Raw genomic sequence first — 23,333 nt, 5'->3', positions numbered from 1 at the left:
CTGAATTTATTTACTCACCTACCCATCCGCAAGTATTTTCTGCATCATTTTATCAAGGAGCTTGTCATAATCAGCCCCTTCAGACCGCGCCCGGGCGGCTCTGCCCGTGTCTGTCCGCGGACCTGACTCAGTCCGCTTTTTATCCACCGGTATCTCACTGCTGCACGCAGCCCTGACAGTTGCAGCATCTCCCTCCACCTCCTCCGGAACTTTCGCGGCTGCTGCCATCTGTCTCCTATCCTCCCTGCAAAACCTGTTGGACAGATTGTTTCCCAGATAATTCATCACGCTGTCTCTTAGTGTCTTCATATACAACGAGGGATTCCACTGGTTGTACGCGAGAAGCAATGCCATGTCCGCAGCCAGCGCGCTCATCAGCAGTTTGACTGTCTCTCCCCCATCACCTACTACATGATATTGATAAACCGCCGCAAATATGCCTGTCCCAGCCGCTATAACGCCAAGATTTTTTATAAATGCATTCCACGCATTTACAGATATCAATCCTATTTTCAGTCTGTCTATGTACTTGTCTACAAATGCCGCCGTATCCCTCACCTCGACATCCAGCAAGCTTATATCCTCATACCGCTTTCTTATCTCCCTCAGAGCCCTTTTCCGTGTCCTTCCCATAGTTTCCGTCTCTTTTATCAGCCTCCTGAAGCAGCCACCCATGATCATTCGTCCGACAACTCCCATAAATCCACACATCACTATCACATACACACATACATTCTGACTCAACAAAGTTTCAAACATAGCTAATCTCTCCTCTACACTTTCGATTATTTTTGTCATGCCTGTCCCACTTATCCGTTTGGCCGGTCCGGATGGTAGTATTATATGAGTGCATTTCCCACGTATACAATTATTTTCGTTCGACAAATGTTTGGATTTTGTGCTCTTTTCTGTTATTATATAGTGCGAAGAATGCGTAGGATCTCAGACAGTCTGCGCATACACGAATATAAAAATGATTGGCAAAGTACAATAAGAAAAGAGGTATTGTTATGGTTTATAAGACTAAAGGAACTTGTTCTGTTGAGATATCTTTTGATGTGATAGACGGAAAGCTTCACAATGTTAAATTTACCGGAGGATGCAACGGCAATCTCAAGGGTATAGGTGCTCTTGTCGAGGGTATGAAGCCCGAAGATGTGATTGAGAGACTTGAGGGTACCACCTGCGGATTCAAATCAACATCCTGTCCGGATCAGCTGGCTCAGGCTCTCAAGCAGTATCTGGCTACAGCATAAAATTCAGGAGGATTAACAATCATTATGAAGAGAATTATACTGACAGGCGGAGGAACCGCCGGACATGTCACTCCAAACATGGCCCTCATGCCTGAACTTAAGAAACATGGTTATGACATTCAATATATCGGTTCATACGACGGCATGGAGAAAAAGCTTATAGAAGATATGGGGATCCCTTATCACGGAATCTCTTCAGGAAAGCTCAGAAGATACTTCTCAATGAAGAATTTCTCTGACCCTTTCAAGGTTCTCAAAGGTATCTCTGAAGCAAAGAAGCTCATGAAGGAACTGAAACCTGATGTGGTATTTTCCAAGGGTGGTTTTGTCACTGTCCCTGTTGTATTTGCAGCGCACTCGGCGGGTATCCCTGTCATTATCCACGAATCGGATATGACACCCGGACTTGCCAACAAGCTGGCTCTTCCAAAGGCCACAAAGGTATGCTGCAACTTCCCTGAGACAAAGGATCTGTTTCCGGATGGCAAGGCTGTTGTAACCGGAACTCCTATCAGAGAAGAGCTCTTCCGCGGCGACTCAGCATTCGCATACAATTACTGCGGATTCACTGACAGCAAACCAGTCCTTCTCATCGTGGGTGGAAGTTCAGGAAGTGTTATAATCAACAACGCAATAAGGGAAAATCTCGACAAACTGTTGGAGACCTTCAATGTCATCCACCTCTGCGGCAAGGATAATCTGGACGAAAGTCTTAAGGATAAGAAGGGATACGTACAGTATGAATATGTGAAAAAGGAACTGGCAAGCATGCTGGCACTCTGTGATATCATAATCTCCAGAGCCGGTGCAAATGCTATATGTGAGCTTCTCGCTCTAAGAAAGCCAAACATCCTCATTCCATTATCAAAGGCTGCCTCCCGTGGAGACCAGATACTGAACGCCCAGTCATTTGAGAAGAGCGGCTACAGCTATGTGATCCAGGAAGAAGAGCTGAATACCGACACACTGTTCGCCGCTATACATGAGGTATACAACAACAAAGACAAATATATCCAGGCGATGGAATCCAGCAACCTTGCTGATTCAACAGGAATGATCGTCAACATGATAGAGGAACTTGTAAACAGCAACGACTGATATTGTTCTGTTCAAGTAAATGAATAAAAATAACCTCCAAACCAAGTAGTTTTTCCTACATCAGTTTGGAGGTTATTTTTACTTTTGGGGGCTCCCTTTATTCCTTTATTATCTAATTGCACAGAGCCTGTACAACTGCAAGTGTTATACTCTCTTCACATGGTTCGTTGTCAATATACCATGAAACTGTTCCTGTATAACCGCCGTTGTTGTTAGGCTTGTAATCGAATACTACCTTGAGTGTCTTGTCGATATATGTTCCATCCGAACCATATTTCGCAAGATCCATACTAACCTTAGTGCCATAGAATGTTATGGTGTATCCACCGGTTCCATTGCTCTCGTAGTACCATACTGTTGTCTTAGCTTTATTCTCAAGTGCTGATCCGTATGTGGTGCCTGGGTCATATATCTTCTTGATTCCGTTGTCCTTGTATGTGTACTTTATCTGGCTGTTCTTTGCCTCATCTACTCTCTTCTTTGCCTCGTCATTTATACGATACTGGATATTACCCTTTACAAATGTCTGCGCCGTCTCCGGAAGCACCAGATATATACCACCACACAGAGCCGCAACCACGAGTATCGCTACCAAAATCTTAACAAATGTCTTCATAAATTATCTCTCCTATCCATAATGATTGAATGTAATAAATGAACAAATGCTGTTCTATGTACATGCAGGTACTCTTAGAAATACCCCTTAATAAATCCCTCCCATAGATTCTCTACAGGCTCTCTAAAAAAGTTCCTTCTCAAGCTGGAAGATAAAATCCTCCAACAACTGCATGCGTTTGCTGTACTCAAGCCTTCCGGCCTCAGTCTTGCATCTTTTTATCTTCGGTTTGTTAATCTTGTAAAAATTCTTTATTCTGTAATATGCACGCTTATAACTGGCCTCATCCTCTATAGCAGTTGCCATGGAATCCCACAACACACTTATGGCACCAACCTCGTCCAAAAGATCGGCATCCATAACTATTCTGCACTCCAGCGACAGATCTGCATCTGTATCTTTCTCCTCATGTATCATGATGATCTCACCGATCTTTGCTATCTTCTGAGGATCTACGCCAAGGCTGTCCAGGTAGTTTACCGCAATCTCTGCTCCTACCTCACCATGTGGTCTCTCATCATCCCAGCCCACATCATGAAGAAGTGCGGCAAGAACTATAATATCCAAATCTCCACCCAGTTTGGATTGAAGCTTAATAGCCCATCTATAAACTCTCATAGTGTGCTCAAACCTACTTCTGAATGGGTAGTTTGGCGGTCTGCCATTCACAGCCGTCTGTGTCTTTACAAAATCAATTACTTTAGCGTAATTCATAATAGTTCGCCCCTTGGAAAATCACTATTAAGACACTTTTCTACGGCTTTTCCCTTTCCGTAAAAGTATCATACTTGATGATAACATCTTTTGTAGCATTTTGCTATATTTTTTTAAATTTTTAATAAATATCTTATAAAATAAGTGCATCCTTCACCGTCACCCGGCGGGAATATACACAAAAAAAATCCATGCGGTCTTTCTTCGAAGCGTCACCATAGACGTTACCTCAGCAGTTAGCTCAGTCCAGGCACCCTCACGGCACACAGGAGATTCCCCTTAGTGCTGCTTCGTCTCCGACCTGACACGGTTCAGAGATTCCTGTTGCGCGAGACCCAAACATCAACACCACTTACTGAGGGCAGCCCTACAGCAGCCACCCCTCTGAAAGACCATCACCCCTGCTATAGCGGATTGCAGGTACAGGGCGCCGCTAACTCCCCGGTTGCATGGAAACTTTATAACATATTCAATTGCGGATGCAAAACCCGTAGGCTACATTATATCCGACTGGCAGGACTTCGTCAAGCCTTCTTCATCTTCCCCTGTCTCAGGTCCTTAAAAAACTCTTTCATCATACCGCTGCACTCCTGCTCTCTTACCCCCCGGATCACATCCACCTGATGATTAAACTGCTGCATCTGAAGCAGATTGATTATGGAACCTGCGCATCCCGCCTTCGGATTCATACACCCGATGACTACCTTCGGAATACGGGCCTGAACTATCGCCCCAGCACACATCTGGCATGGCTCAAGTGTAACATACATGGTACATTCCTCCAGCCTCCAGTCGCCAAGCTTTTTTGAGGCTTGTTCAATGGCAAGTATCTCGGCATGGGCAAGTGTGGTTTTCTTAAGATTTCTCTTATTGAAACCTCTGGCGATTATCTTTCCCTCATGCACTATCACGCAGCCTATCGGCACATCTCCATTTGCATAGGCCCTTCTTGCCTGCGCCAGCGCTTTATCCATATATTTTTCGTGTCCCGCCAGCTGCTCAGGAGACATTTCCTGGCAGCAGTCTTTTTTCTCTTCGCAACTCATTTGTATCAACCTATCATTCTCCACTTACACTATATCAACTATCCAGTAACCGAAGTTGCCGGTCTTTATATTTGTCTCTTTCTCAGGCACAAATCTGTCAAAGCCAAATATCCCCGCAAGATATTTCTCCCTTGCCGAGTATACTCCAGGAACCCCCAGTATGTAACAGCTCTCCCTGCCGCCCGGCTTAAATATGATCTTCCCTAGCATGAGGTACTTATAGCTGTAATATCCGTGCGTCAGGAAGCTGTTGACTCCAAGCTTCCAGTTGTTCATGTCCAACAGCCCTATGTCATTTGGTGTTATCCGGACGCTCTCTATAACACTGTCCAATCCATCGTCAAGTGAACTTCCGGGAAGCAGAGGCAGATGTTCGTATTCCTTGAACATATTTTCCACAGCAGCCTCAGTCTCACTGCCGGAAGATGTCTGAACTTTCTCAGTCTCAGTGACAACATCATCTGTGATCGACACCTCACGGACAGCCTCTTCCAGAACACCATTTCCAGAAGGTACACCCTCCGTCCACATCACTGAGTAATCCACCATGCTGTCTGTCCATGATGAGCAAAACATGTCATTCTCATAACAGTGGCTGCATCCGCTCTCGGCATTTTCCATCAGTCTTATCGCTATCCCGGCAAATGCTGTTATCGGGCGGCCGCTTCCCTCAACGTTGTCCCAGCAGAATGAAAATGTCTCCTCGCCATGTCCTCCGCACAGCTTCATCTTGCCTATCATCACCGGAAGGGGGATCATGAGCGGTGTCTGTCCTAACGCACTGTCATCCGCCCCATCTGTTCTATCACCGTCTCTGTCTTCCTGTCTTCTTCCGTGCACGATTCCCGTTTGCGGCAGCGTCTCTCTGTAAATATAGACACCATACACAGTTTCACGCGCGCCGATACCATTTTTCAACCCTATCGTTATACGGCCCGTCCTCCCTGTCTTTGCCACCTTGGCAAATCCGGAGTTTTCACATTTGCGTCCATCATGATACCTGTAAATATACGATATAAATCTGTTCCAATACACCATAGATAATCCTCCTCTCCCTTTGGAAAACATTCTCTCTGATGTTTCCGGGATCCTATCAATTATCTATGTTCCGCCGCCATCTGGTATTCAACTATTTGTCCGAAAGAATATCACTCAAAGCTGCAAATTCCGCCAGTCCCAAACTTTCTCCTCGGATATTTGCTGATATTCCAAGTGATTCAAGAGCTTTTGCAACCTCCTCCTTTGTAAATGACAGCTCTCCGCTGTTGGCTATTCCGTTCTGGAGAGTCTTTCTTCTCTGGTTGAAGGATGCCCTGATAAGCCTGAACATCAGCTGCTCGTCCTTCACCTTTACCGGCGGCTCTTGGAATCTGGTAAGCCTGATAACGGCAGACCCCACTCCCGGTCTTGGGATAAAACAGTTTGGTGGTACATTTGCAACGATATAAGGCTCTGCGTAATACTGTACTGCCAGTGACAGTGCACCGTAATCCTTTGTTCCCGGTCCGACCTGCATGCGGTCTGCCACCTCTTTCTGTACCATGACGGTCACCGAGAGCAGCGGCACATGCTTCTCAAAAAGTCCCATGATGATCGGCGTGGTTATATAATATGGAAGATTCGCAACAACCTTTATAGGTCTGCCTCCATTTCTCTCCTCCACTATCTTGTTGATATCGACCTTCAATATGTCGTCATTGATGACCGTTACATTGTCATATTCAGCAAGAGTCTCGTCTAATATAGGCAGGAGATTCTTATCTATCTCCACCGCCACTACCTGTCCCGCGCTCTCCGCAAGATACTGTGTCATGGTCCCAATTCCCGGGCCTATCTCCAGCACGCAGTCATCCTTTGTGATATCCGCTGCGCTGATTATCTTGTTTATCACATGGGAATCTATCAGAAAGTTCTGCCCGAACTTCTTTTGAAATGCAAATTCGTACTTTTTTATCGTCTCTATCGTAACCTGTGGATTGCTTAACTTCTCCATGCTTTATCCTTTCCTGCGTCCAGACAATGGAGGTTTCATCAAGATTTGTGTCACGACCAGGACTTTGTGGTATGCCTGTCTAGGGAATACCACAAAGTCCTGGTCTCAATTCACATTACGAAACCTCCATTGCCTGTAATCTACGTTTTTATTACATCTTGTACATTTTCAGGGCATTCGCGTATGTCTGGTCATACACTTTCTGAACCGGAACGCCCTTGATCTCGGCTATCTTCTCAGCTATATAAGGTATGTTGAGGGCAGAGTTCCTTGTTCCCCGGAATGGAACCGGAGCCATGTATGGAGAATCGGTCTCAAGGACGATCTTTTCAAGAGGAATATCTTCCACGACCTCCTGAAGTCTGCGGCTGTTTTTAAATGTAACAACTCCCCCAACTCCTATATGAAATCCCATCTTGATATATTCTCTCGCCTGTTCCCTGCTGTATGAATAACAGTGTATCACTCCGCCATTTCTTCCACCATCCATATCTTTCAGTATCTCCATGGTGTCTGACGCGGCATCTCTGCTGTGTATGATTATAGGCATGCCTAGTTCTTGCGCAAGCTCCAATTGTCTGATAAACCATTTCTTCTGCACGTCCCTTGGCGGATCATCATCAAAATGATAATCGAGACCAATCTCACCTATCGCTTTCACCTTTGGATTTTCAAGTGTCATCTGCTTAAGCGCCTGCATATCATCCTCAGTGAGATCTCCCACCTCACTTGGATGCACACCTACAGCAGCATAAAAATGTGGATATTTTCCGGCAAGTTCAACCGAGTTTCTGGATGACTGCATGTCCGCGCCGACATTCATCACCTTATCTATATCTTTTTCCAAAAATTCTGCAATGAGTCGTTCTCTATCCTCGTCAAACTGCTCATCATCATAATGTCCATGTGTCTCAAATATCATCTTCTCAACCTTCCTGTCTTGAACACCAGCCTGTTTTAATCGCCCTGTGATCTCAAATACAGACACGATCTCATTTCATCTGTCACGCTGTATTATACATAAATACCTTCAGTTTGTGAACGTTTTATTATTTGTTTATCTTTGTTTATTAATGTTTATAAATAGATTAATCTTTAAACACATTTTTTTCACAATTCCTGGATATACTATACATCGTAAAGAGTTTTTCATTTATTTGAATCCTCTCTCCCCTCATTTTTTTACAAGAGGCAGCAGATCTCCCCGGTCTGTTACCTCTTGTTTTTTTGTGTCTGTAACTGTATATTTATATTGGTATTTATTATGAAATACATCAGGTTACACAGTCAGACGGCAGCATTCATAAACCGTCCGGATTTTGTATATACCAATATCTATAAAATTACAGGAGGACTTCCATGATTTCAAAGAAATATTCAGCAATGTTAAACAACACTTCCATCATCAGGGAATTTGCGCAGTATGCTTCAAAGCGTGCCGCTGAGATCGGTGCTGAGAATGTGTTCAACTATACTATAGGCAATCCATCTGTGCCTACCACGGATGACTTCAACAAGGGACTTATCGACCTTATCCAGAATGAGGATTCCCTGGCACTTCACGGCTACAGCCCTACACTTACCATCTACTCTGTAAGAAAGGCTGTCGCAGAATCACTGAACCGCCGTTTCGGCATGGAGTATGTTCCTGAGGACATTTTCATGACATCAGGTGCTGCCGGAGCCCTGGCCCACGCCATCAGATGTGTCACGGAGCCGGGTGACGAGGTCATCACATTTGCCCCTTACTTCCCTGAGTATGTACCATACGTTGACGGAACCGGTGCTGTTCTCAAGGTCGTTCCCGCGGACATAACTTCATTCCAGATCAACTTTGACGCATTCCTCGAGATGATGAACCCAAATGTTCAGGCAATCCTCATCAACTCACCAAACAACCCATCAGGAATCGTTTACTCGACCGAGACTATAACACGTCTTGCCCAGATCCTCTCAGAGAAACAGGAGGAGTACGGACATGACATTTACCTTATATCAGACGAGCCTTACAGAGAGATCGTATTTGAGGGAACTGATTCGCCATTCATCTCAAAGTTCTACGACAACACCATATGCTGCTACTCATTCAGCAAGTCTCTGTCACTGCCTGGAGAGCGTATCGGATACGTGGCTGTAAACCCTAAGTGCAGGGATGCCGAGCTCATCATCAACATGTGCGGACAGGTATCACGTTTCACAGGACACAACTGTCCTTCATCTCTGATACAGCTCGGAGTTGCAAAGGTGCTTGATGAGACATCTGATCTGTCAATCTATGAGAAGAACAAGAACATCCTGTACAAAGAACTCACCGCCATGGGATATGAGTGTGTTGAGCCGGGCGGAACCTTCTACATGTTCCCTAAGACTCCTATCGCAGATGCAAATGAGTTCTGTAACATGACAGCCCACGAGCTTGACCTGATCCTTGTTCCCGGTGACAGCTTCATGTGCCCAGGACATATGAGACTGGCTTACTGTACTACAACAGATATGGTTGAGCGTTCTCTGCCACTGTTTGAGAAGGCTATTAAGATGTGTAAATAATGATCTGTGTATGAGTTTCTATATCAATATCATGTCTTATCGGTATAGATATTATTGCACTAATCTTGTTTATACAAAATTAATTTAGGAAAGTATAGAGATATAACATATGACTAACATAAAGATAATTCTCGCCTCCGGATCGCCTAGAAGAAAAGAACTTCTGGCTCAGGCGGGATATGACTTCGATGTGTGCCCAAGCCTATCTGAGGAAGATCTTGAGGTGATGGCCCCATCAGAATATGTGATGCTCCTTGCCAAGATGAAGGCAGATGAAGTGTGCAACAGGCTCATCGCCCAGGATGTTGTAAGACGGGTTAAAAAGCTTCCTGAACGCTTCGTTGTCCTCGGCGCAGACACTGTTGTATCGCTGAACGGAAGGATTCTTGGTAAGCCTTACGACTACGACGATGCATACAACACCTTGAACAGTCTGTCCGACCAGACGCATCAGGTGTACACCGGTGTATGCCTGATATATGTGAACGGAAGAGCCAAGTCATCCAGCTCATTCTATGAGAAGACGGATGTCACCTTCTATCCTGTATCCCACGACGAGATAATCCAGTACCTCGCCACAAATGAGCCGTTTGACAAAGCCGGAAGCTATGGAATTCAGGGCAAGGGCGGTCTGTTCGTCAAGGGAATTGAGGGCGACTACAACAATGTTGTTGGATTGCCGCTTGCCAGAGTCTATCACGAGCTTGAGGAATTAGTATTGGGAGAGTAGGTATACTAACCACCAACTTGCTACCGTCATAGTAGTGCGCATTTGTACACTCAACTGCCTTGAAAGTTCTTCATGCAGAGGGCAGTTTATCTTACGTATGATTAATAATCTGTCCAAAGGAAAAGTGGCAGGCGTCATATATACAGACATCTGCCACTTTTAATTACATCTCATATTTATCTTCTATCTCAGTTCTTTCTTCACATTGAAGATAGTTCCAACAACCTTTGGTCCTGCATTGGATGCAACTGCTGCCCCGATCTGGAAATAGTCTGATGGGCCATATCCAACCTTCTCCGTCATACGAGCTGTCAGCTCATCTCTGACGGTCTCATCATTTCCGTATACTACCTGGTACTCTGAACCTGGCTCCATCTCTTCTACTGTGACATCCACCATCTTTGCCATGAGTTTCTTCTCACCGCGGCACTTGATTGCTGTCACGATCTCATTTGCCCAGATCTTCATGATAGGCTTCACGCCAAGTGCATCTCCAACCAGAGCTGCAGCGCTTGGGATTCTTCCTGACTTGGCCGCATACTTGAGTCCATATATTCCAAAGTATATCCTTCTCTTTGGGAGTTCATCCTTCAGGTACCACACGATGTCCTTGGCATCCTTGCCTTCCTGCACCATCCGCGCTGCCACAATGACAGGATACCCATACTGTCCGCTATATCCTATTCCGTCAAATACATATATACTGCACTTCCCGGCACACTCAGGATATTCCTCCTCAAACTGATCTGCGGCCTGCTTTGCATTTGCATATGATGCAGATCCATCCTTGTTGATACTTACATATATAATATCCGTATAGCCCTGTTCAACCAGTTCCTTATACACCTCTCCAAACTGATATGCAGTGATCTGTGATGTCTTTGGAAGATCATCATTCTCTGCCATGAGCTTGTAGAAGCCCTCATTGTCAAAATCAACCCTGCTCAGATAAGATTTGCCGCCTATCACGACCGGGAAAGGAAGAATCTTGATTCCAAGCTCCTTCTCCTCCTTCTCCGAAATATCACTGGCAGAATCTGTCATTATAATTATTTTTCCCATAATTCACAAAACTCCATTTTTTACTAATGAGCAGACGCATGAAATGCGCTACGCGCGGCGTCTGCGTGCTTCGCAAGATGTCACTAAGCCCAGCTTAGTGACGGCGCACCCAGTGCGCCACCTCCTTACGAAAAGTTACTTATCATTCTCCATACGCCACTTGATACATCTGTTGAGATAATGGACATAATCTGGATTCTTGCACATGCCCTTACCCTTATCATCAGATATCTTGGCAACATCCATGCCGTTACATGCTGTAGTCTTCATAACTATGTTGAGCGGTTCATCGCACGTATCGTTGGATATATATGTTCCTATTCCAAATGCAACCTTGATCTTGTCCTTGAAATAGCTGTTGAGTTTGTCTGCTTTCTCGAAATCAAGGCTGTCGCTGAACAGAAGTGTCTTGGTCTTTGGATCAAGTCCAAGCTTCTCATAATGATGAACCATCTTGTCGCCCCACTCATAAGGATCGCCACTGTCGTGTCTCACCCCACTGAAAAGTGTCGCATATGTGAGCTGGAAATCCTTCAGGAAGCAATCTGTTGTGATGGCATCAGTGAGAGCTGTTCCGTTCAGCACTCCATACTCCTTAACCCATGCATCCAATGCATACCAGTTGGAATATGCAGGATTGTGCTTATGATTACCCTGTCCAACACACATGATCCACTCATGCGCCATAGTTCCAACCGGAACCAGATCATACTTCCTTGCCAGATATACATTACTTGTTCCGACAAATGTTGAACCCGGATACTTGCGCTTGCTAAGTTCCTTGACTGCAAGCTCCTGAGCTTCAGCCGAAAGTCTTCTTCTGAGTCCAAACTCACTGAAAGCTCCAAGGTTATACTCTCCGGTCTCGACTTTTCGGACCTTCTCATCAAGCTTCTCCCTGAATGATGCAAGCAGCTTATCATAGTCATCGTTCATTCTGAAGTAGACCTCATTCACTATAGCCAGAGTAGGTATCTCATACATGGAAGTATTGAGCCAAGTGCCTCTCGCCTCTATCTTCAGTCCACACTCAGCGTCATCTGATATCTCAAAGTCCTCATATCTTGCCTTCCAGAGTCTCAGAAAATCAACATAAGAACCCTTTATCCACTTGATATTGTGCAGATACTCAAGCTCCTCCTCTGTAAATCTCAGATCACAGTAGAGCTGTATCTGTCTCTTGATCTCATCAACCATCTCCTTTGTGAAGAACACGTCAGTATTCCTGCACTTGAATGACCATGTTGTCTTATAGTCACTGAACTGATGGTAAATCGCCTGTCCCATACTAAACTTGTACATATCCGTTTCAAGCAGGCTTGTGATTATTCTTTCCATTTTTATACTCTTCTTTCTCTTTTTATCCGCTCCACACATACGGCTTAACCGCCATATATCACGGAAATACGGAAGTATACGCAAGTTCAAATACTTCCACTTATAATAAGTTAGCACACAGCCCGCTGTCAAGCACTATTACCTTGCAACTATTACATATAGTATTGTATAATGTTACCGTTCAGAGCCATGCAGCACAATATAAGAAGTGGCTTGTCATGCTTGCATGAACAAGACATTTCTTATATTGTGCTATACGGCGGATACGCCGCACCGAACAGGCTCGAAGAGACTGTGAGGTGGCATGGCTCTGTGGTTTTACATATTATGAAAAGAGGATATATTATGTTAGAACAGAACAACAAAAAAAAGCCTAAGAAATACGCTGGTATTCTGGCTCATCCGACATCATTTCCAAGTCCTTACGGAATCGGTGATCTTGGTCCGGGCGCCTATCAGTTCATCGACTTTCTTGCAGCGTCAGGATTAAATCTGTGGCAGGTACTTCCACTTGGTCATACCGGCTTTGGCGATTCACCTTATCAGCCATTCTCAGCATTTGCCGGTCAGCCACTTATCATTGATATCGACTACCTCAAGAAGAAAAAGTTACTTATCGATGAGGATTTCTCAGCTATGCCTGACTGGGATCCTGAGAAGATCGACTATGGAACACTTATAGAATTCAAGACAGGACTTCTGAAGAAAGCGTATGAGAGATTTATCGACGCTGACTATACAGATGATATGTCAAGAGACGAGGAACTCATGGCAAAATTTGATGCATTTGTCAAGAATACAACCTGGCTCGCCGACTACTCACTGTTCATGGCCGGTAAGGATGCGCACGAGGGAATGCCTTGGTACATGTGGGATGATTCACTCAAGAAGCCGACTGCAAGGCAGAAGACCACATGGAAGAAGAAGCTTGCCAATGGAATCGGATATTACAACTTCCTCCAGTTCCTTTTTGCAGAGCAGTGGCAGGCCCTCAAGACATATGCAAATGATCTCGGAATCAGTATAGTAGGTGACACACCTATATTCCTCGCATGGGACAGCGCAGACGTATGGTCCAATCAGGAACTGTTCCTGCTGGATTCAAAGGGATACCCTATCGAGGTTGCAGGTGTTCCACCAGATTATTTCTCAGCTACCGGTCAGCTCTGGGGCAACCCTCTGTACAACTGGAAAAAGCATACCGAGACAGGCTATGCATGGTGGATAGAGAGAATCAAATATCAGCTCACAGTAACAGATTTCCTCAGGATAGATCACTTCAGAGGATTTGACCGTTACTGGGCAGTGCCTTACGGTGAGGAGACCGCCATCAACGGCGAGTGGAAGCCAGCTCCAGGGCTGAACTTTTTCACACAGCTTGAAGCTAATCTCGGCTACCATCTTCCTATCATCGCCGAGGATCTCGGCGAGATAGATGATTCAGTCATAGAACTCAGAGACAAATTCGGACTTCCTGGAATGAAGATCCTTCAGTTTGCATTTGAAAATCCAAACGAGAACGACTTCCTTCCACATAACTATACACCTAATTGTGTATGCTATACAGGAACACACGACAACGACACCACCCTTGGATGGTATACGCATGCTTATGAGGCTTCAAAGGATAAACTCAGAAGATACTACAGCACTGATGCGAGTGATATCTGCTGGGTTATGATAAGAGCATGCTTCTCTTCTGTTGCCAACATGGCCATCGTTCCTATGCAGGACGTGCTAAAGCTCGACTCATGGGCACGTATGAACACGCCAGGCGTTGGAGAGGGCAACTGGGCATGGAGATTCAAAGCCTCAGACCTGAGCAAGCAGTTGTCAGACAGGCTTCTTGAGACATCAAAGCTCTATGGAAGATATACTCCAATACCGGAGAAGAAGAATTCTGAGGAGAAGTAATCATACGACGAGTCGAATCAATGCTGGAACATTTAAAATAGCATAAGGAGAATTATAATATTGAGAACAATATTTGCATATTTATTTGCCTTTCTGGGCATCATCCTGTGTACTCCGTATCACCTGTATTTGTACCTTCTGGCTAAGAAGGATCAGGAAAAGGCGTACCGCCACGCCCAGAAGCTGGTCAAAGGCTTCTTTGGAATAGTCCTGTTCATATGTGGTGCCAAGTGCACTGTCATAGGTCTGGAACGGGTGCCCAAGGATCAGCCTATTCTGTTTGTCGGCAACCACAGAAGCTTCTTCGATATACTGTGCTGTCACAACGCACTGGACAGGCCTCTGGGATTTATGTCCAAGGACGGAATCCTGAAGGTTCCTATCCTTCCATGGTATATGAAGGACATAGGATGTACATTCCTTGACAGATCCGACCTGAAGAAGGGACTGGAGACTATCATGCAGTCAGCTGATATCGTAAAATCCGGACATTCCATGATGGTATTTCCTGAAGGACACAGAAATGACGGCGAAGAACTTCTTCCTTTCAAGGACGGAGCGTACAAGATCGCACAGAAGGCTGGATGTCCTATCGTACCTGTATCCATATGCGGAACAGACAATATCATGGAGGCCAACAAGCACAACTTTATCAGAAGTCACAAGGTGGTCATCGAATTTCTTGACCCTATAGACATAAACGGAATGAAACCAAAGGAGCGCAAGGAGGTTCTCGAAACCATTCCAGGGCTCATTCAGAAAGCAAGGGTTAAGAATCTCCCCCTTGCAACAAAAAAGTGATAAGGATATAATAGTCAGACGACACAATATTTTCAGGAGGAACTTAACATGGCATGGTGGATATGGTTGATAATCATACTGGTTATCGTTATCGGTATATTTGTTGCACTGTATATAGTCGGCAACAAAATGCAGAAAAAGCAGGCAGCACAGAAGGAAATGATGAAGGAACAGGCACAGCCTGTAACAATGCTTGTCATCGACAAGAAGATGCTTCCTATGAGGGATGCAGGATTGCCTAAGATAGTTATGGAACAGACTCCAAAGCGTTATCAGAAGGCTAAGATGCCAATCGTAAAAGCTAAGATCGGACCTCAGATCATGAACCTCATCTGTGATGATGGTATATATGATCAGATGCCTGTACGCGGCGAAGTAAAGGCTATGGTCAGCGGAATCTACATAATCAGCGTCAAGAACGTCAGAGGAAAGGTCGTTGAGAAGCCTGGCAAGAAGACATTTGGCGAAAAGCTCCGTGCAAAGCAGAGAAAGTATCAAAATATGTACGATAAAGATATGGCTGAGACAAAACTTAGTAAGGAGCAGAAGGCCGATGCCAAAGCTAAGGCAAAGGCTGAAAGAGAAAGAGAAAAGAAGATCCAGAAAATGTAATATTCAGTACAGAGATAAGGAGGTTGCCCATATGAAAGATCATCATGTCAGCCTCCGCAATTCAGGAATCGCCGTTCTGGCACCTGTGTGTATGGTGTTTATCCAGGATGGCACATCTGCAATTGTCCAGATACTGTGCAAAGACAACAGAGATATCGGTACACTGGTATCTCTGTTGTCTTATATAACAGCCATTATCCTGGCATTATGTCTGTATATATCCAACCCATGGATATTTACAACATCTGACGGCCATAAACATAATGTCATAAGAAACATGAAAAAAAACCGCCCAGAAATGGACTCTTCTCCAAAGATATCTTCAATTCTGCGCGGTTTTATTGTATTTTTACTGATTCTTGCCGCCGGCCTGTCTCTGCAGCTGTTTTCCACCGGCATTCTCAACATCATTGATTTTTACAGACCAGATCTCATGGCATCCTACAAATCAATGGTAAGCTCATCATTCTCCCTTGACAATGGATTACTCCGTATACTAACCGTAATATTCATCGCCCCTGTGGCAGAGGAACTCATATTTCGCGGGATATCTCTACAGTCATTTCAGCGTGCATTTACGTTCAAGCACTCAAAAGCAGCTTCAGTACTCGCTTCAGCTCTGTTGTTTGGCGTATTCCACGGCAATATCATCCAGTTCTGTTACGCTCTTCCGGCAGGTATTCTGCTAGCGATGCTCACCGACTGGTCCGCATCCCTCACACCAGCAATAATCCTCCACATAATCACAAATATGTCTTCATACCTGGTGAGCGGATATGATACAGCCTCGTTACTCCTTACATCTCAAACGGCATACATATCATTTGTCGTAATTGCCGGTGTTCTCTTTACCGTCTGTTTCATTTTGTTATATATATTGATGACACATGCGCATTCACACAGGACATCCTAACTTTGGATATATCTGATCTATCAAACAAAATATCTTGACATATGATACACATACACCTTCTCATCCGGATCCTCATCATATCCAGAAAGCTTCACAATGTTTTTGAGAACAAAATATCTGCTGTCGCGCATGACCTTTTGATACTCAAATGTCGGATAGTATAACATCAGGTATATATCCCTCGGGCATCTGCTGACAGAGTCTATTATATTGTCTATAACCGATCTGAATATTTCAGCTGAAAACGGATTGAAGAAGTAAAAATAATTGTCGCCATCCGCAATTTCATACTCCTGAGCCGGCATATTATAAAACAACATTCTATCTTCCTGATCATAGAATCTTTTCTGATACCCAGCCGCATTTTCAAGCAGCTTGTCGTACACCTGCCTGTCTGCCTCTATACCAGTGGTCCTACAGTAATGTCTGGAGTTGCCATAGAACAACACCCTGCCAAGTCCGCAGCCAAAATCCACCAGGGTATCCTCTGGTTCCATTGATACCATATCAAATATCGTCACAAGATCTCTGTAATATGTAGCCTGATATATATTATTGTCCTCTGTGGGCCGTTCAGCCCCGATACATTCCATCGTGTCTATCGACAGGAAATCGTCAAATGCTTTGTCACCATTCATACGCTGCCCCTTTCCGGCTACTGCTCCACCGAAATCCTTAGAACGTTAAACGACAGGCAGTCATTGCCGTAATCCATGATGTATACAATGGCTATATTCACTCCTGTATCCGTCTTTTCCATCTGATATCCCTCAGTGAGTATGCTCATGGGAATGAATCCTGCGGGTGTTGAGTAATATGCATCCACCGTCTCCCCCACTTTAAAAGACATCTCCGAACTGACATCGCCTTTCTTTGTGAGTGAAAGACTATCTGCATCAAACTTAAGAAGGTTCTTGACTGGCTTATCCAGATCTTCATAATACTCATCATATTTCAGATAAAATATACCATTTTTCTCATGGAGGTTGCCATTTGTGACAAGCTCTATGGGCTCGACTGCACTCTCGTCCCTATTGCTCTTCTGCTCACCAACAACTTTGACCATAACGTTATTTATCATATTATCTTTCCTTCGCCATCTCTATCAGGGTTGTAACCAGCTTTCCAATGTCGTAGCCCTTTGCATTCCAGAGCATAGGGTACATGCTTATGCCAGTAAATCCCGGAAGAGTGTTTATCTCATTAAATACAACTTTATTTGTGCCTTTTTCAAGGAAGAAATCAACCCTTGATAGCCCGAATCCATCAAGTGCACGGAATATCTTTACAGCATCCTCTCTTATCTCTGCCTCGATCTCGGCAGGTATGTCTGCACCGATTACTGTCTTCGACTCAGCATTGTTATATTTCGCATCAAAATCATAGAACTCTGCTGCCGCAAGGATCTCTCCAACTCCTGAAGCCTGTGTATTGTCCTTGTATCCAAGAACTCCGCACTCAAGCTCACGGCCTACTATCGTCTCCTCGACAAGTATCTTGTTGTCAAACTTTACAGCCTCCTCAAGGGCACTCTTCAGACTCTGTCTATCCACAGCCTTGTTAACACCCTTTGAAGATCCAGCCTTTGACGGCTTTACAAACACGGGGTAGTCAAGACCTGTCTCAACTCTGTCCATAGCCGCATCCAGATCGCCAAAATCCTCCGCCAGAACCGGCACAAACTTTGCCTGTCTTACACCTACGTTATCCACTATTATCTTGGTGTAGAACTTATCCATGGACGCTGCCGATGCTAAAACTCCGCATCCGACATATGGAATATCGGCCATCTCAAACAATCCCTGTATAGTTCCATCCTCACCGTACATTCCGTGAAGTACAGGGAATATCACATCAACTCTCTGCCTCTCCACCTTATCTCCGTTCAATATGAGCAGCTCCTTCGTTGTATCCGGGGATATAACAGCTGTCACCTTGCCGTCTCTCCAGCTTCCGTCAGCTATACTCTCTATATTATCGGCTCTAAGCCATTTTCCTTCTTTCGTGATTCCAACCAATGTCATATTATACTTTTCTGTGTCAACTGCCTTTGCAACAGTCTGAACAGAAATGCAGGAAACCTCATGCTCTGATGATCTTCCACCAAATATTACTACTAGATTCTCCTTAGCCATAGCAAATGCTCCTTATACTTTAATCTGCAGTGTCCCGTAAAATCTGCCAAGCACACTACAGGTCAAAGTATAACACCTGATGCCCTATTTATCCAGTTTTATCTATCATCCTTATTTGTCATGCTTGTCATGTTTATCTGTCAACAAGACTCACATCCAATGTATTGTAAAAACCCGCCGGACATTCCTCCCCGCAATCACCAAAATATTCGTAAGAAAGCTGTGAATTTGAATCCACGTCCGCCCCCATCTCATACGCCACACTCTGAGCTATCTCATCAATCCTGCTCATTGCCATATTCAGGTTACGCCGCATCTCCACATAACTGTATCTGCTGCTGTAATCGTCACCCAGCCACTTTTCCACCTCATCCAGTATGACATTTCCCACGCAGCTTGCTACCTTTTCATCTTTCTCCGAATCTGTTCCAGCTCCATCATAGTTAACCTTTATCCGTATCATTCCATTGCCGTCTGAGCTGCCATTATTGTACATGACTGCATTTGACCGTATCTCCTTAGCAAGCCTGTCCCTGTAATTTCTCACATACGATACCTGTCCAACTATGGCTCCACCTATAACACCTATCACAACACCAAGCAGCGCTGCCCTGAACATTCTCCACATAAAACAATACCTCCTACACTTGAACATTATTTTCCATGATCTCCTGCGATCACCTATCCTGATCCTGCTCTCCCTTTCTGAGTGAAGCCAGGCAGCGTCCTTTGTAATGCGTTTTCAGGTATTCTTTTGTATTGTTCTCCCCCACCTTATCAAGCACATCTCCATCCACCACGACCGTAACATAACTCGTGGCGAATTCATTTTCCAGTTCGTCACACACCATACCTAGAACCTCATTGTTCTCTGCTGCGACATATTCCACATGGCTCGTGTCCAGCCGGTTTGAGTGCTCATCATTGTATATTTTTCTGACCGACTCAAACGAATCAGCCTCCACACTGTATATCTTCTCCTTAGATGCCCCAGCACCATCCTCCCCTATCTCAGGGATCACTAGAGTATACTTCAGCTCATTCCTGGCTTCATCAATGCGTCCCGTCTCCTCTATTACTATAACATTTGCATAATCCACATCCTCCACAGATTCATATGCACATGATGTGCACGTATACATTCCAATAATACACACCATCAGCAAACTGCACATCCTCAGGTGCCTTTTCAGATTGACCGCCAGAACTGGAAGCAGGATAGACAGCGGTATATCTATGAGAAGCAGATACCCAGGTATCAGCCTGTACAATCTGTCCACAGAACCAGCACTGTGAAGATACACACACACAGCAAACGAAACCACTACCCATATCCATTTCCACAGCAAAGGATGACGCAATGAATTATTATCAATGGTCTTAAACGCACATGCCACATGAGGCGCAAGAGACATCATCCCCCACACTACCAGTAAATAGCAGACAAGCATCAGAGGCCTCATTCTCACACCTCCCGGCAGTTCCATTGCCCCAACTATATATAGTATATTCTTGCGGTTTGAACCAAGCGCTCCTATACCCAGAGTTAAAACCACTATTATAGAACCAATAATGCCTATTACCATGGACACCCCAGACACCACAGCAAGCATACCCCTGCTTCTGTTTTTTACATCCATGTAGATCATAACCACCATCTCCATGAATGAGAATCCCAGAAAAAGCAATCCACCTCTGGTCATAACCCTGTTTATCGTGCAATTTATTCCATCCTCATCTGAAAACATCCAATACGCGCTCAACTGGGACAGTTCAACATTTTTGAGGCTCATAGCCAGAACTATCACGGCCGATATTGCCGTGAACCAGAACACAGCCTCTGAAAACCTCACAACTCCCCTGAGTCCCCGACGTCCTATATACACAGCAGCCAGCAGTACTGGCACTGCAACGGCAATCCCCCCATATCTCCGCAGCACCAGTCCCCTTGCCGCTTCTGCAACTATAAAGGTCAAAATTCCGGCTTTTGCAGCCATTCTCCCCTCATAAATCAATGCAATAATGACATTTTTCTGTTTTTTTGCCGACTTAGGCTCATGGAGTGAAAGTCGTCCATACGCTATATATAGTATTATCACATAAGCAAAAGCCATACTTAGCATTAAAAAAAGTGACACAATTATACAATTTCTTCCATAGACCGTCGGGGTTATTGTAGTTACATATAGCATTGTTCCCGTGAGCATCAGGGTAGAAAATTTAAAAAAGGCTTTAAACGTCACATTTTGTTTATCATCAAGCACAAAATCACCTCTTTCTGACCAGGCGCCGCCTCTCATCCGGTCTGCTCCAGGCAGGTCTGTGCACCATCTTTTTTATAGGCGACCGAAGTACAAAATCCTGCCCATCATCACCGATATATCCGCAGGACACCACAGGTGACAGATATGGTATGCCAAAGCTGTCCAGAGAAGCGAGATGAAACGTCAACATGAGCATAGCGAGAAGGAAACCAAGTATACCATATACAGCGCTGGCAAGTATTGTCACAAACTTGAGCAGACGGAACACCGAGGCAAAAGCCTCATTCGGAATCGCAAACGAAGCAATGGCGGTGAGAGCTACAACTATAACAACGATCGTGCTAACGATTCCCGCTTCGACCGCCGACTGACCTACGATCAGACCACCGACAACCCCTATGGTATTTCCAAGCTGGCTCGGCAGCCTTATCCCCGCTTCCCTGAGAAGTTCAAACAGCAGTTCCATTATCAGAACTTCCACCACCACAGGAAACGACAGCTGACTTCTTGCATCGGCTATCGCATATAGCAGTTTATCCGGTATTATCTCTCTGTGATAACAGGTTATCGCTATATATAGCCCCGGTAGTCCCACAGCTATAAACGCCGCCAGATATCTTATCATTCTGGCAAATGTGGCGACATGCCACCGGTTGTAATAATCATCCGATGTCTGAAAAAGAGTGTTCAATGTGGCGGGAGCTATGATGACCTCCGGCGAATTGTCAAACACGACAACAACTCTCCCCTCCACCAGCGCCGCAGCAGCCTTGTCCGGCCTGGTGGTGGACTGGTATATGGGAAATATCTCCATCCAGCTCTTCTCCATGAGATGTTCAGCCATACCGCTGTCAAATATCGCATCTATACTGTACTTATCTACTTCTTTTCTGACTCTGTCCACAAGGTCAGGTCTTGCTATATCCTCAATATACATCACACCATACTGAGTTCCAGATCGGACTCCTATGGTTCCCTGCTCCAGCTTCAATCCAGTGTCCTTAATCCTCCTTCTTATAAGAGCCGTGGATGTTCGGAAGTTCTCATTGAAGCTGTCCCTTGGTCCCCTCATCCCTCCCTCCGTGGAGCTTTCTTCTATCCCCCGCACAGGAAAATGTTTGGATGATATGACCATCGCCTTATTACTTCCTGACACGAACACAGCGGTATCACCTTTAAGTATGGACTCCGTTACTGAATCAAAGTCATCCTCCTCCGCGAAATCCGCTGTCTGGCTTTCAACTTTCACTATCCTGTCCCACAGATTTTCCCTGTTAGCTGGCGTGTGTCTCCACTCCCAGGTTACCGGTTTTATCAAAGTGTTTTCTATAAGTTCATGGTCGCACAACCCATCGATGTACACTACATACACAGACACTCCATCATAGCAGTCCTCCCTGTCAAGAACGAACTCCTTCTCAACGATATCTCCCCATTTATCAAATATTGTCTTTATATTTGTGATGTTTTCCTGAATATTTCTACTGATTTCTGCCATTGTATCGTTATTCCATTTCCAAGCTTTATGTCAGCTATTTGTTTTCTTATATTCTATATTTTCCATACCTCATTTCTTTATTCATATATCATGACAAAAAAATAAACGCACATATGCTTCACTGCATATAGTGCGTTTTTACTGCGTTTGCGATCACTATTTTTTCCTGATCATATATATGTTTTCTGGTAACTTCCTTAGCCCTGTCCTCATCTCCCTGAAGTATCGCTTCAGTCAGAGCCTCATGCTCAGCGACAAGCTTGCTGTGATGGTTCAGATCCTTGACGTATTCAACCCGGTACCTGTACACCTGCTCTCTCAAAGTCTGGGATATACTCACAAGCCTGTCATTGTCTGTCGCCTCATACACAACATTGTGAAAAGCCACATCAGCATCTACTATAGCCGACAGATCCCTGGTCTCAACCGCCTTCCTGAACGCCTCGCAAGCTGTTTTCAACTGTTCCCGCCCGGCATCATCTATTCTTCTGCATGCCAGCTCAGCAGCCAGTTCCTCCAAAGCCATCCTTATCTCCAATGCATCCTTCAGATTCTTCTCAGTTATGCGGGCAACCTCGGCGCCCTTTTTCGGAATCATAACAACCAGGCCCTCAAGTTCAAGCATCCTCATAGCCTCCCTCACGGGAGTTCTGCTGACTCCAAGACTTTTTGCCAGATGCATCTCCATAAGACGCTCTCCCGGCTTAAACTCACCATGTATTATCGCCGTTCTGAGAGAATTAAACACAACCTCGCGCAACGGGAGATATTCATCCATGTTTATTTTCAGATCCAT

The 23,333-nt window shown here is 44.8% G+C and carries 24 protein-coding genes and 1 other RNA gene; 8 read left to right on the top strand and 17 right to left on the bottom strand.

Annotated features, from left to right (window positions below; translation table 11 throughout):
- Window positions 1-18 precede the first annotated feature (18 nt).
- Window positions 19-759 (bottom strand): hypothetical protein, encoded by a 741-nt coding sequence (locus NQ536_RS00475; protein WP_155803872.1) that lies wholly within the window; start codon window positions 757-759, stop codon window positions 19-21.
- Between the two features lie 251 nt (window positions 760-1,010).
- On the opposite strand from NQ536_RS00475, the gene NQ536_RS00470 reads away from it, so the two are divergent.
- A complete protein-coding gene (locus tag NQ536_RS00470; RefSeq protein ID WP_022059695.1) occupies window positions 1,011-1,256 on the top strand; it encodes a TIGR03905 family TSCPD domain-containing protein in 246 nt (81 codons plus the stop codon).
- Between the two features lie 24 nt (window positions 1,257-1,280).
- Window positions 1,281-2,354, top strand: coding sequence for an undecaprenyldiphospho-muramoylpentapeptide beta-N-acetylglucosaminyltransferase (locus tag NQ536_RS00465; protein WP_004852303.1), 1,074 nt, complete (start codon window positions 1,281-1,283; stop codon window positions 2,352-2,354).
- Window positions 2,355-2,466: 112 nt separating this feature from the next.
- On the opposite strand, the gene NQ536_RS00460 is transcribed toward NQ536_RS00465, so the two are convergent.
- The 7 genes from NQ536_RS00460 to NQ536_RS00430 all read right to left on the bottom strand — a co-directional run bounded on the left by NQ536_RS00460 (window position 2,467) and on the right by NQ536_RS00430 (window position 7,645).
- Window positions 2,467-2,970, bottom strand: coding sequence for a hypothetical protein (locus NQ536_RS00460; RefSeq protein ID WP_004852305.1), 504 nt, complete (start codon window positions 2,968-2,970; stop codon window positions 2,467-2,469).
- 123 nt (window positions 2,971-3,093) lie between these two features.
- Window positions 3,094-3,684 carry an HD domain-containing protein gene (locus NQ536_RS00455; protein ID WP_004852306.1) on the bottom strand — a complete coding sequence of 197 codons (591 nt, stop codon included), beginning with the start codon at window positions 3,682-3,684 and terminating at the stop codon, window positions 3,094-3,096.
- A 189-nt stretch (window positions 3,685-3,873) separates the two neighbouring features.
- Window positions 3,874-4,137, bottom strand: an RNA gene (ffs, locus tag NQ536_RS00450) — signal recognition particle sRNA large type.
- A 71-nt stretch (window positions 4,138-4,208) separates the two neighbouring features.
- A complete protein-coding gene (gene tadA / locus NQ536_RS00445) occupies window positions 4,209-4,694 on the bottom strand; it encodes a tRNA adenosine(34) deaminase TadA (protein WP_044998223.1) in 486 nt (161 codons plus the stop codon).
- 60 nt (window positions 4,695-4,754) lie between these two features.
- Window positions 4,755-5,768 (bottom strand): DUF6128 domain-containing protein, encoded by a 1,014-nt coding sequence (locus tag NQ536_RS00440; protein WP_049937842.1) that lies wholly within the window; start codon window positions 5,766-5,768, stop codon window positions 4,755-4,757.
- 91 nt (window positions 5,769-5,859) lie between these two features.
- Complete coding sequence (gene rsmA / locus NQ536_RS00435) at window positions 5,860-6,723, bottom strand: 16S rRNA (adenine(1518)-N(6)/adenine(1519)-N(6))-dimethyltransferase RsmA (RefSeq protein ID WP_004852314.1); 864 nt, start codon at window positions 6,721-6,723, stop codon at window positions 5,860-5,862.
- Window positions 6,724-6,874: 151 nt separating this feature from the next.
- Window positions 6,875-7,645: a TatD family hydrolase gene (locus tag NQ536_RS00430; RefSeq protein WP_022059698.1), complete on the bottom strand. Its 771-nt coding sequence runs from the start codon at window positions 7,643-7,645 to the stop codon at window positions 6,875-6,877.
- 437 nt (window positions 7,646-8,082) lie between these two features.
- Between NQ536_RS00430 and NQ536_RS00425 the strand changes: the two genes are divergently transcribed.
- Together NQ536_RS00425 and NQ536_RS00420 are read left to right on the top strand one after the other, a co-directional pair.
- A complete protein-coding gene (locus NQ536_RS00425; RefSeq protein ID WP_004852320.1) occupies window positions 8,083-9,270 on the top strand; it encodes a pyridoxal phosphate-dependent aminotransferase in 1,188 nt (395 codons plus the stop codon).
- Window positions 9,271-9,379: 109 nt separating this feature from the next.
- Window positions 9,380-10,000 carry a Maf family protein gene (locus tag NQ536_RS00420; protein ID WP_004852322.1) on the top strand — a complete coding sequence of 207 codons (621 nt, stop codon included), beginning with the start codon at window positions 9,380-9,382 and terminating at the stop codon, window positions 9,998-10,000.
- Window positions 10,001-10,183: 183 nt separating this feature from the next.
- On the opposite strand, the gene NQ536_RS00415 is transcribed toward NQ536_RS00420, so the two are convergent.
- Complete coding sequence (locus NQ536_RS00415) at window positions 10,184-11,062, bottom strand: DegV family protein (RefSeq protein ID WP_004852324.1); 879 nt, start codon at window positions 11,060-11,062, stop codon at window positions 10,184-10,186.
- A 135-nt stretch (window positions 11,063-11,197) separates the two neighbouring features.
- Complete coding sequence (gene pncB, locus NQ536_RS00410; protein ID WP_004852326.1) at window positions 11,198-12,439, bottom strand: nicotinate phosphoribosyltransferase; 1,242 nt, start codon at window positions 12,437-12,439, stop codon at window positions 11,198-11,200.
- A gap of 306 nt (window positions 12,440-12,745) precedes the next feature.
- On the opposite strand from pncB, the gene malQ reads away from it, so the two are divergent.
- Genes malQ through NQ536_RS00390 form a run of 4 tightly spaced genes read left to right on the top strand, consistent with a single transcriptional unit; the run spans window position 12,746 to window position 16,640 of the window.
- Window positions 12,746-14,314 carry a 4-alpha-glucanotransferase gene (gene malQ / locus NQ536_RS00405; RefSeq protein WP_022059703.1) on the top strand — a complete coding sequence of 523 codons (1,569 nt, stop codon included), beginning with the start codon at window positions 12,746-12,748 and terminating at the stop codon, window positions 14,312-14,314.
- A 60-nt stretch (window positions 14,315-14,374) separates the two neighbouring features.
- A complete protein-coding gene (locus tag NQ536_RS00400) occupies window positions 14,375-15,115 on the top strand; it encodes a lysophospholipid acyltransferase family protein (RefSeq protein ID WP_022059704.1) in 741 nt (246 codons plus the stop codon).
- Window positions 15,116-15,163: 48 nt separating this feature from the next.
- Entirely contained in the window at window positions 15,164-15,727 is a 564-nt protein-coding gene (locus NQ536_RS00395) for a hypothetical protein (RefSeq protein WP_004852334.1), read from the top strand.
- A gap of 31 nt (window positions 15,728-15,758) precedes the next feature.
- Window positions 15,759-16,640 carry a CPBP family intramembrane glutamic endopeptidase gene (locus NQ536_RS00390; protein ID WP_004852336.1) on the top strand — a complete coding sequence of 294 codons (882 nt, stop codon included), beginning with the start codon at window positions 15,759-15,761 and terminating at the stop codon, window positions 16,638-16,640.
- A 20-nt stretch (window positions 16,641-16,660) separates the two neighbouring features.
- On the opposite strand, the gene NQ536_RS00385 is transcribed toward NQ536_RS00390, so the two are convergent.
- From NQ536_RS00385 to NQ536_RS00355, 7 genes are all read right to left on the bottom strand, one after another.
- Window positions 16,661-17,278: a class I SAM-dependent methyltransferase gene (locus NQ536_RS00385; RefSeq protein WP_004852337.1), complete on the bottom strand. Its 618-nt coding sequence runs from the start codon at window positions 17,276-17,278 to the stop codon at window positions 16,661-16,663.
- A 17-nt stretch (window positions 17,279-17,295) separates the two neighbouring features.
- Entirely contained in the window at window positions 17,296-17,721 is a 426-nt protein-coding gene (locus NQ536_RS00380) for a DUF1934 domain-containing protein (protein ID WP_004852339.1), read from the bottom strand.
- 1 nt (window position 17,722) lies between these two features.
- On the bottom strand, window positions 17,723-18,775 hold the full coding sequence (locus tag NQ536_RS00375; protein ID WP_004852341.1) for a D-alanine--D-alanine ligase family protein: 1,053 nt from the start codon (window positions 18,773-18,775) through the stop codon (window positions 17,723-17,725).
- Window positions 18,776-18,908: 133 nt separating this feature from the next.
- Window positions 18,909-19,403, bottom strand: coding sequence for a hypothetical protein (locus NQ536_RS00370; RefSeq protein ID WP_004852343.1), 495 nt, complete (start codon window positions 19,401-19,403; stop codon window positions 18,909-18,911).
- A 49-nt stretch (window positions 19,404-19,452) separates the two neighbouring features.
- Entirely contained in the window at window positions 19,453-20,772 is a 1,320-nt protein-coding gene (locus NQ536_RS00365) for a hypothetical protein (RefSeq protein ID WP_167530864.1), read from the bottom strand.
- 271 nt (window positions 20,773-21,043) lie between these two features.
- The gene (locus NQ536_RS00360) at window positions 21,044-22,537 is read right to left on the bottom strand and encodes a spore germination protein (protein WP_004852347.1); all 1,494 of its coding nucleotides are present in this window, start codon (window positions 22,535-22,537) and stop codon (window positions 21,044-21,046) included.
- Between the two features lie 118 nt (window positions 22,538-22,655).
- On the bottom strand, window positions 22,656-23,333 hold the full coding sequence (locus NQ536_RS00355; protein WP_004852349.1) for a GntR family transcriptional regulator: 678 nt from the start codon (window positions 23,331-23,333) through the stop codon (window positions 22,656-22,658).

The sequence above is a fragment of the Coprococcus eutactus genome (genome assembly GCF_025149915.1).
GTDB classification, from domain to species: Bacteria; Bacillota; Clostridia; order Lachnospirales; family Lachnospiraceae; genus Coprococcus; species Coprococcus eutactus.
This window is presented reverse-complemented; position numbering and strand designations above follow the sequence as displayed.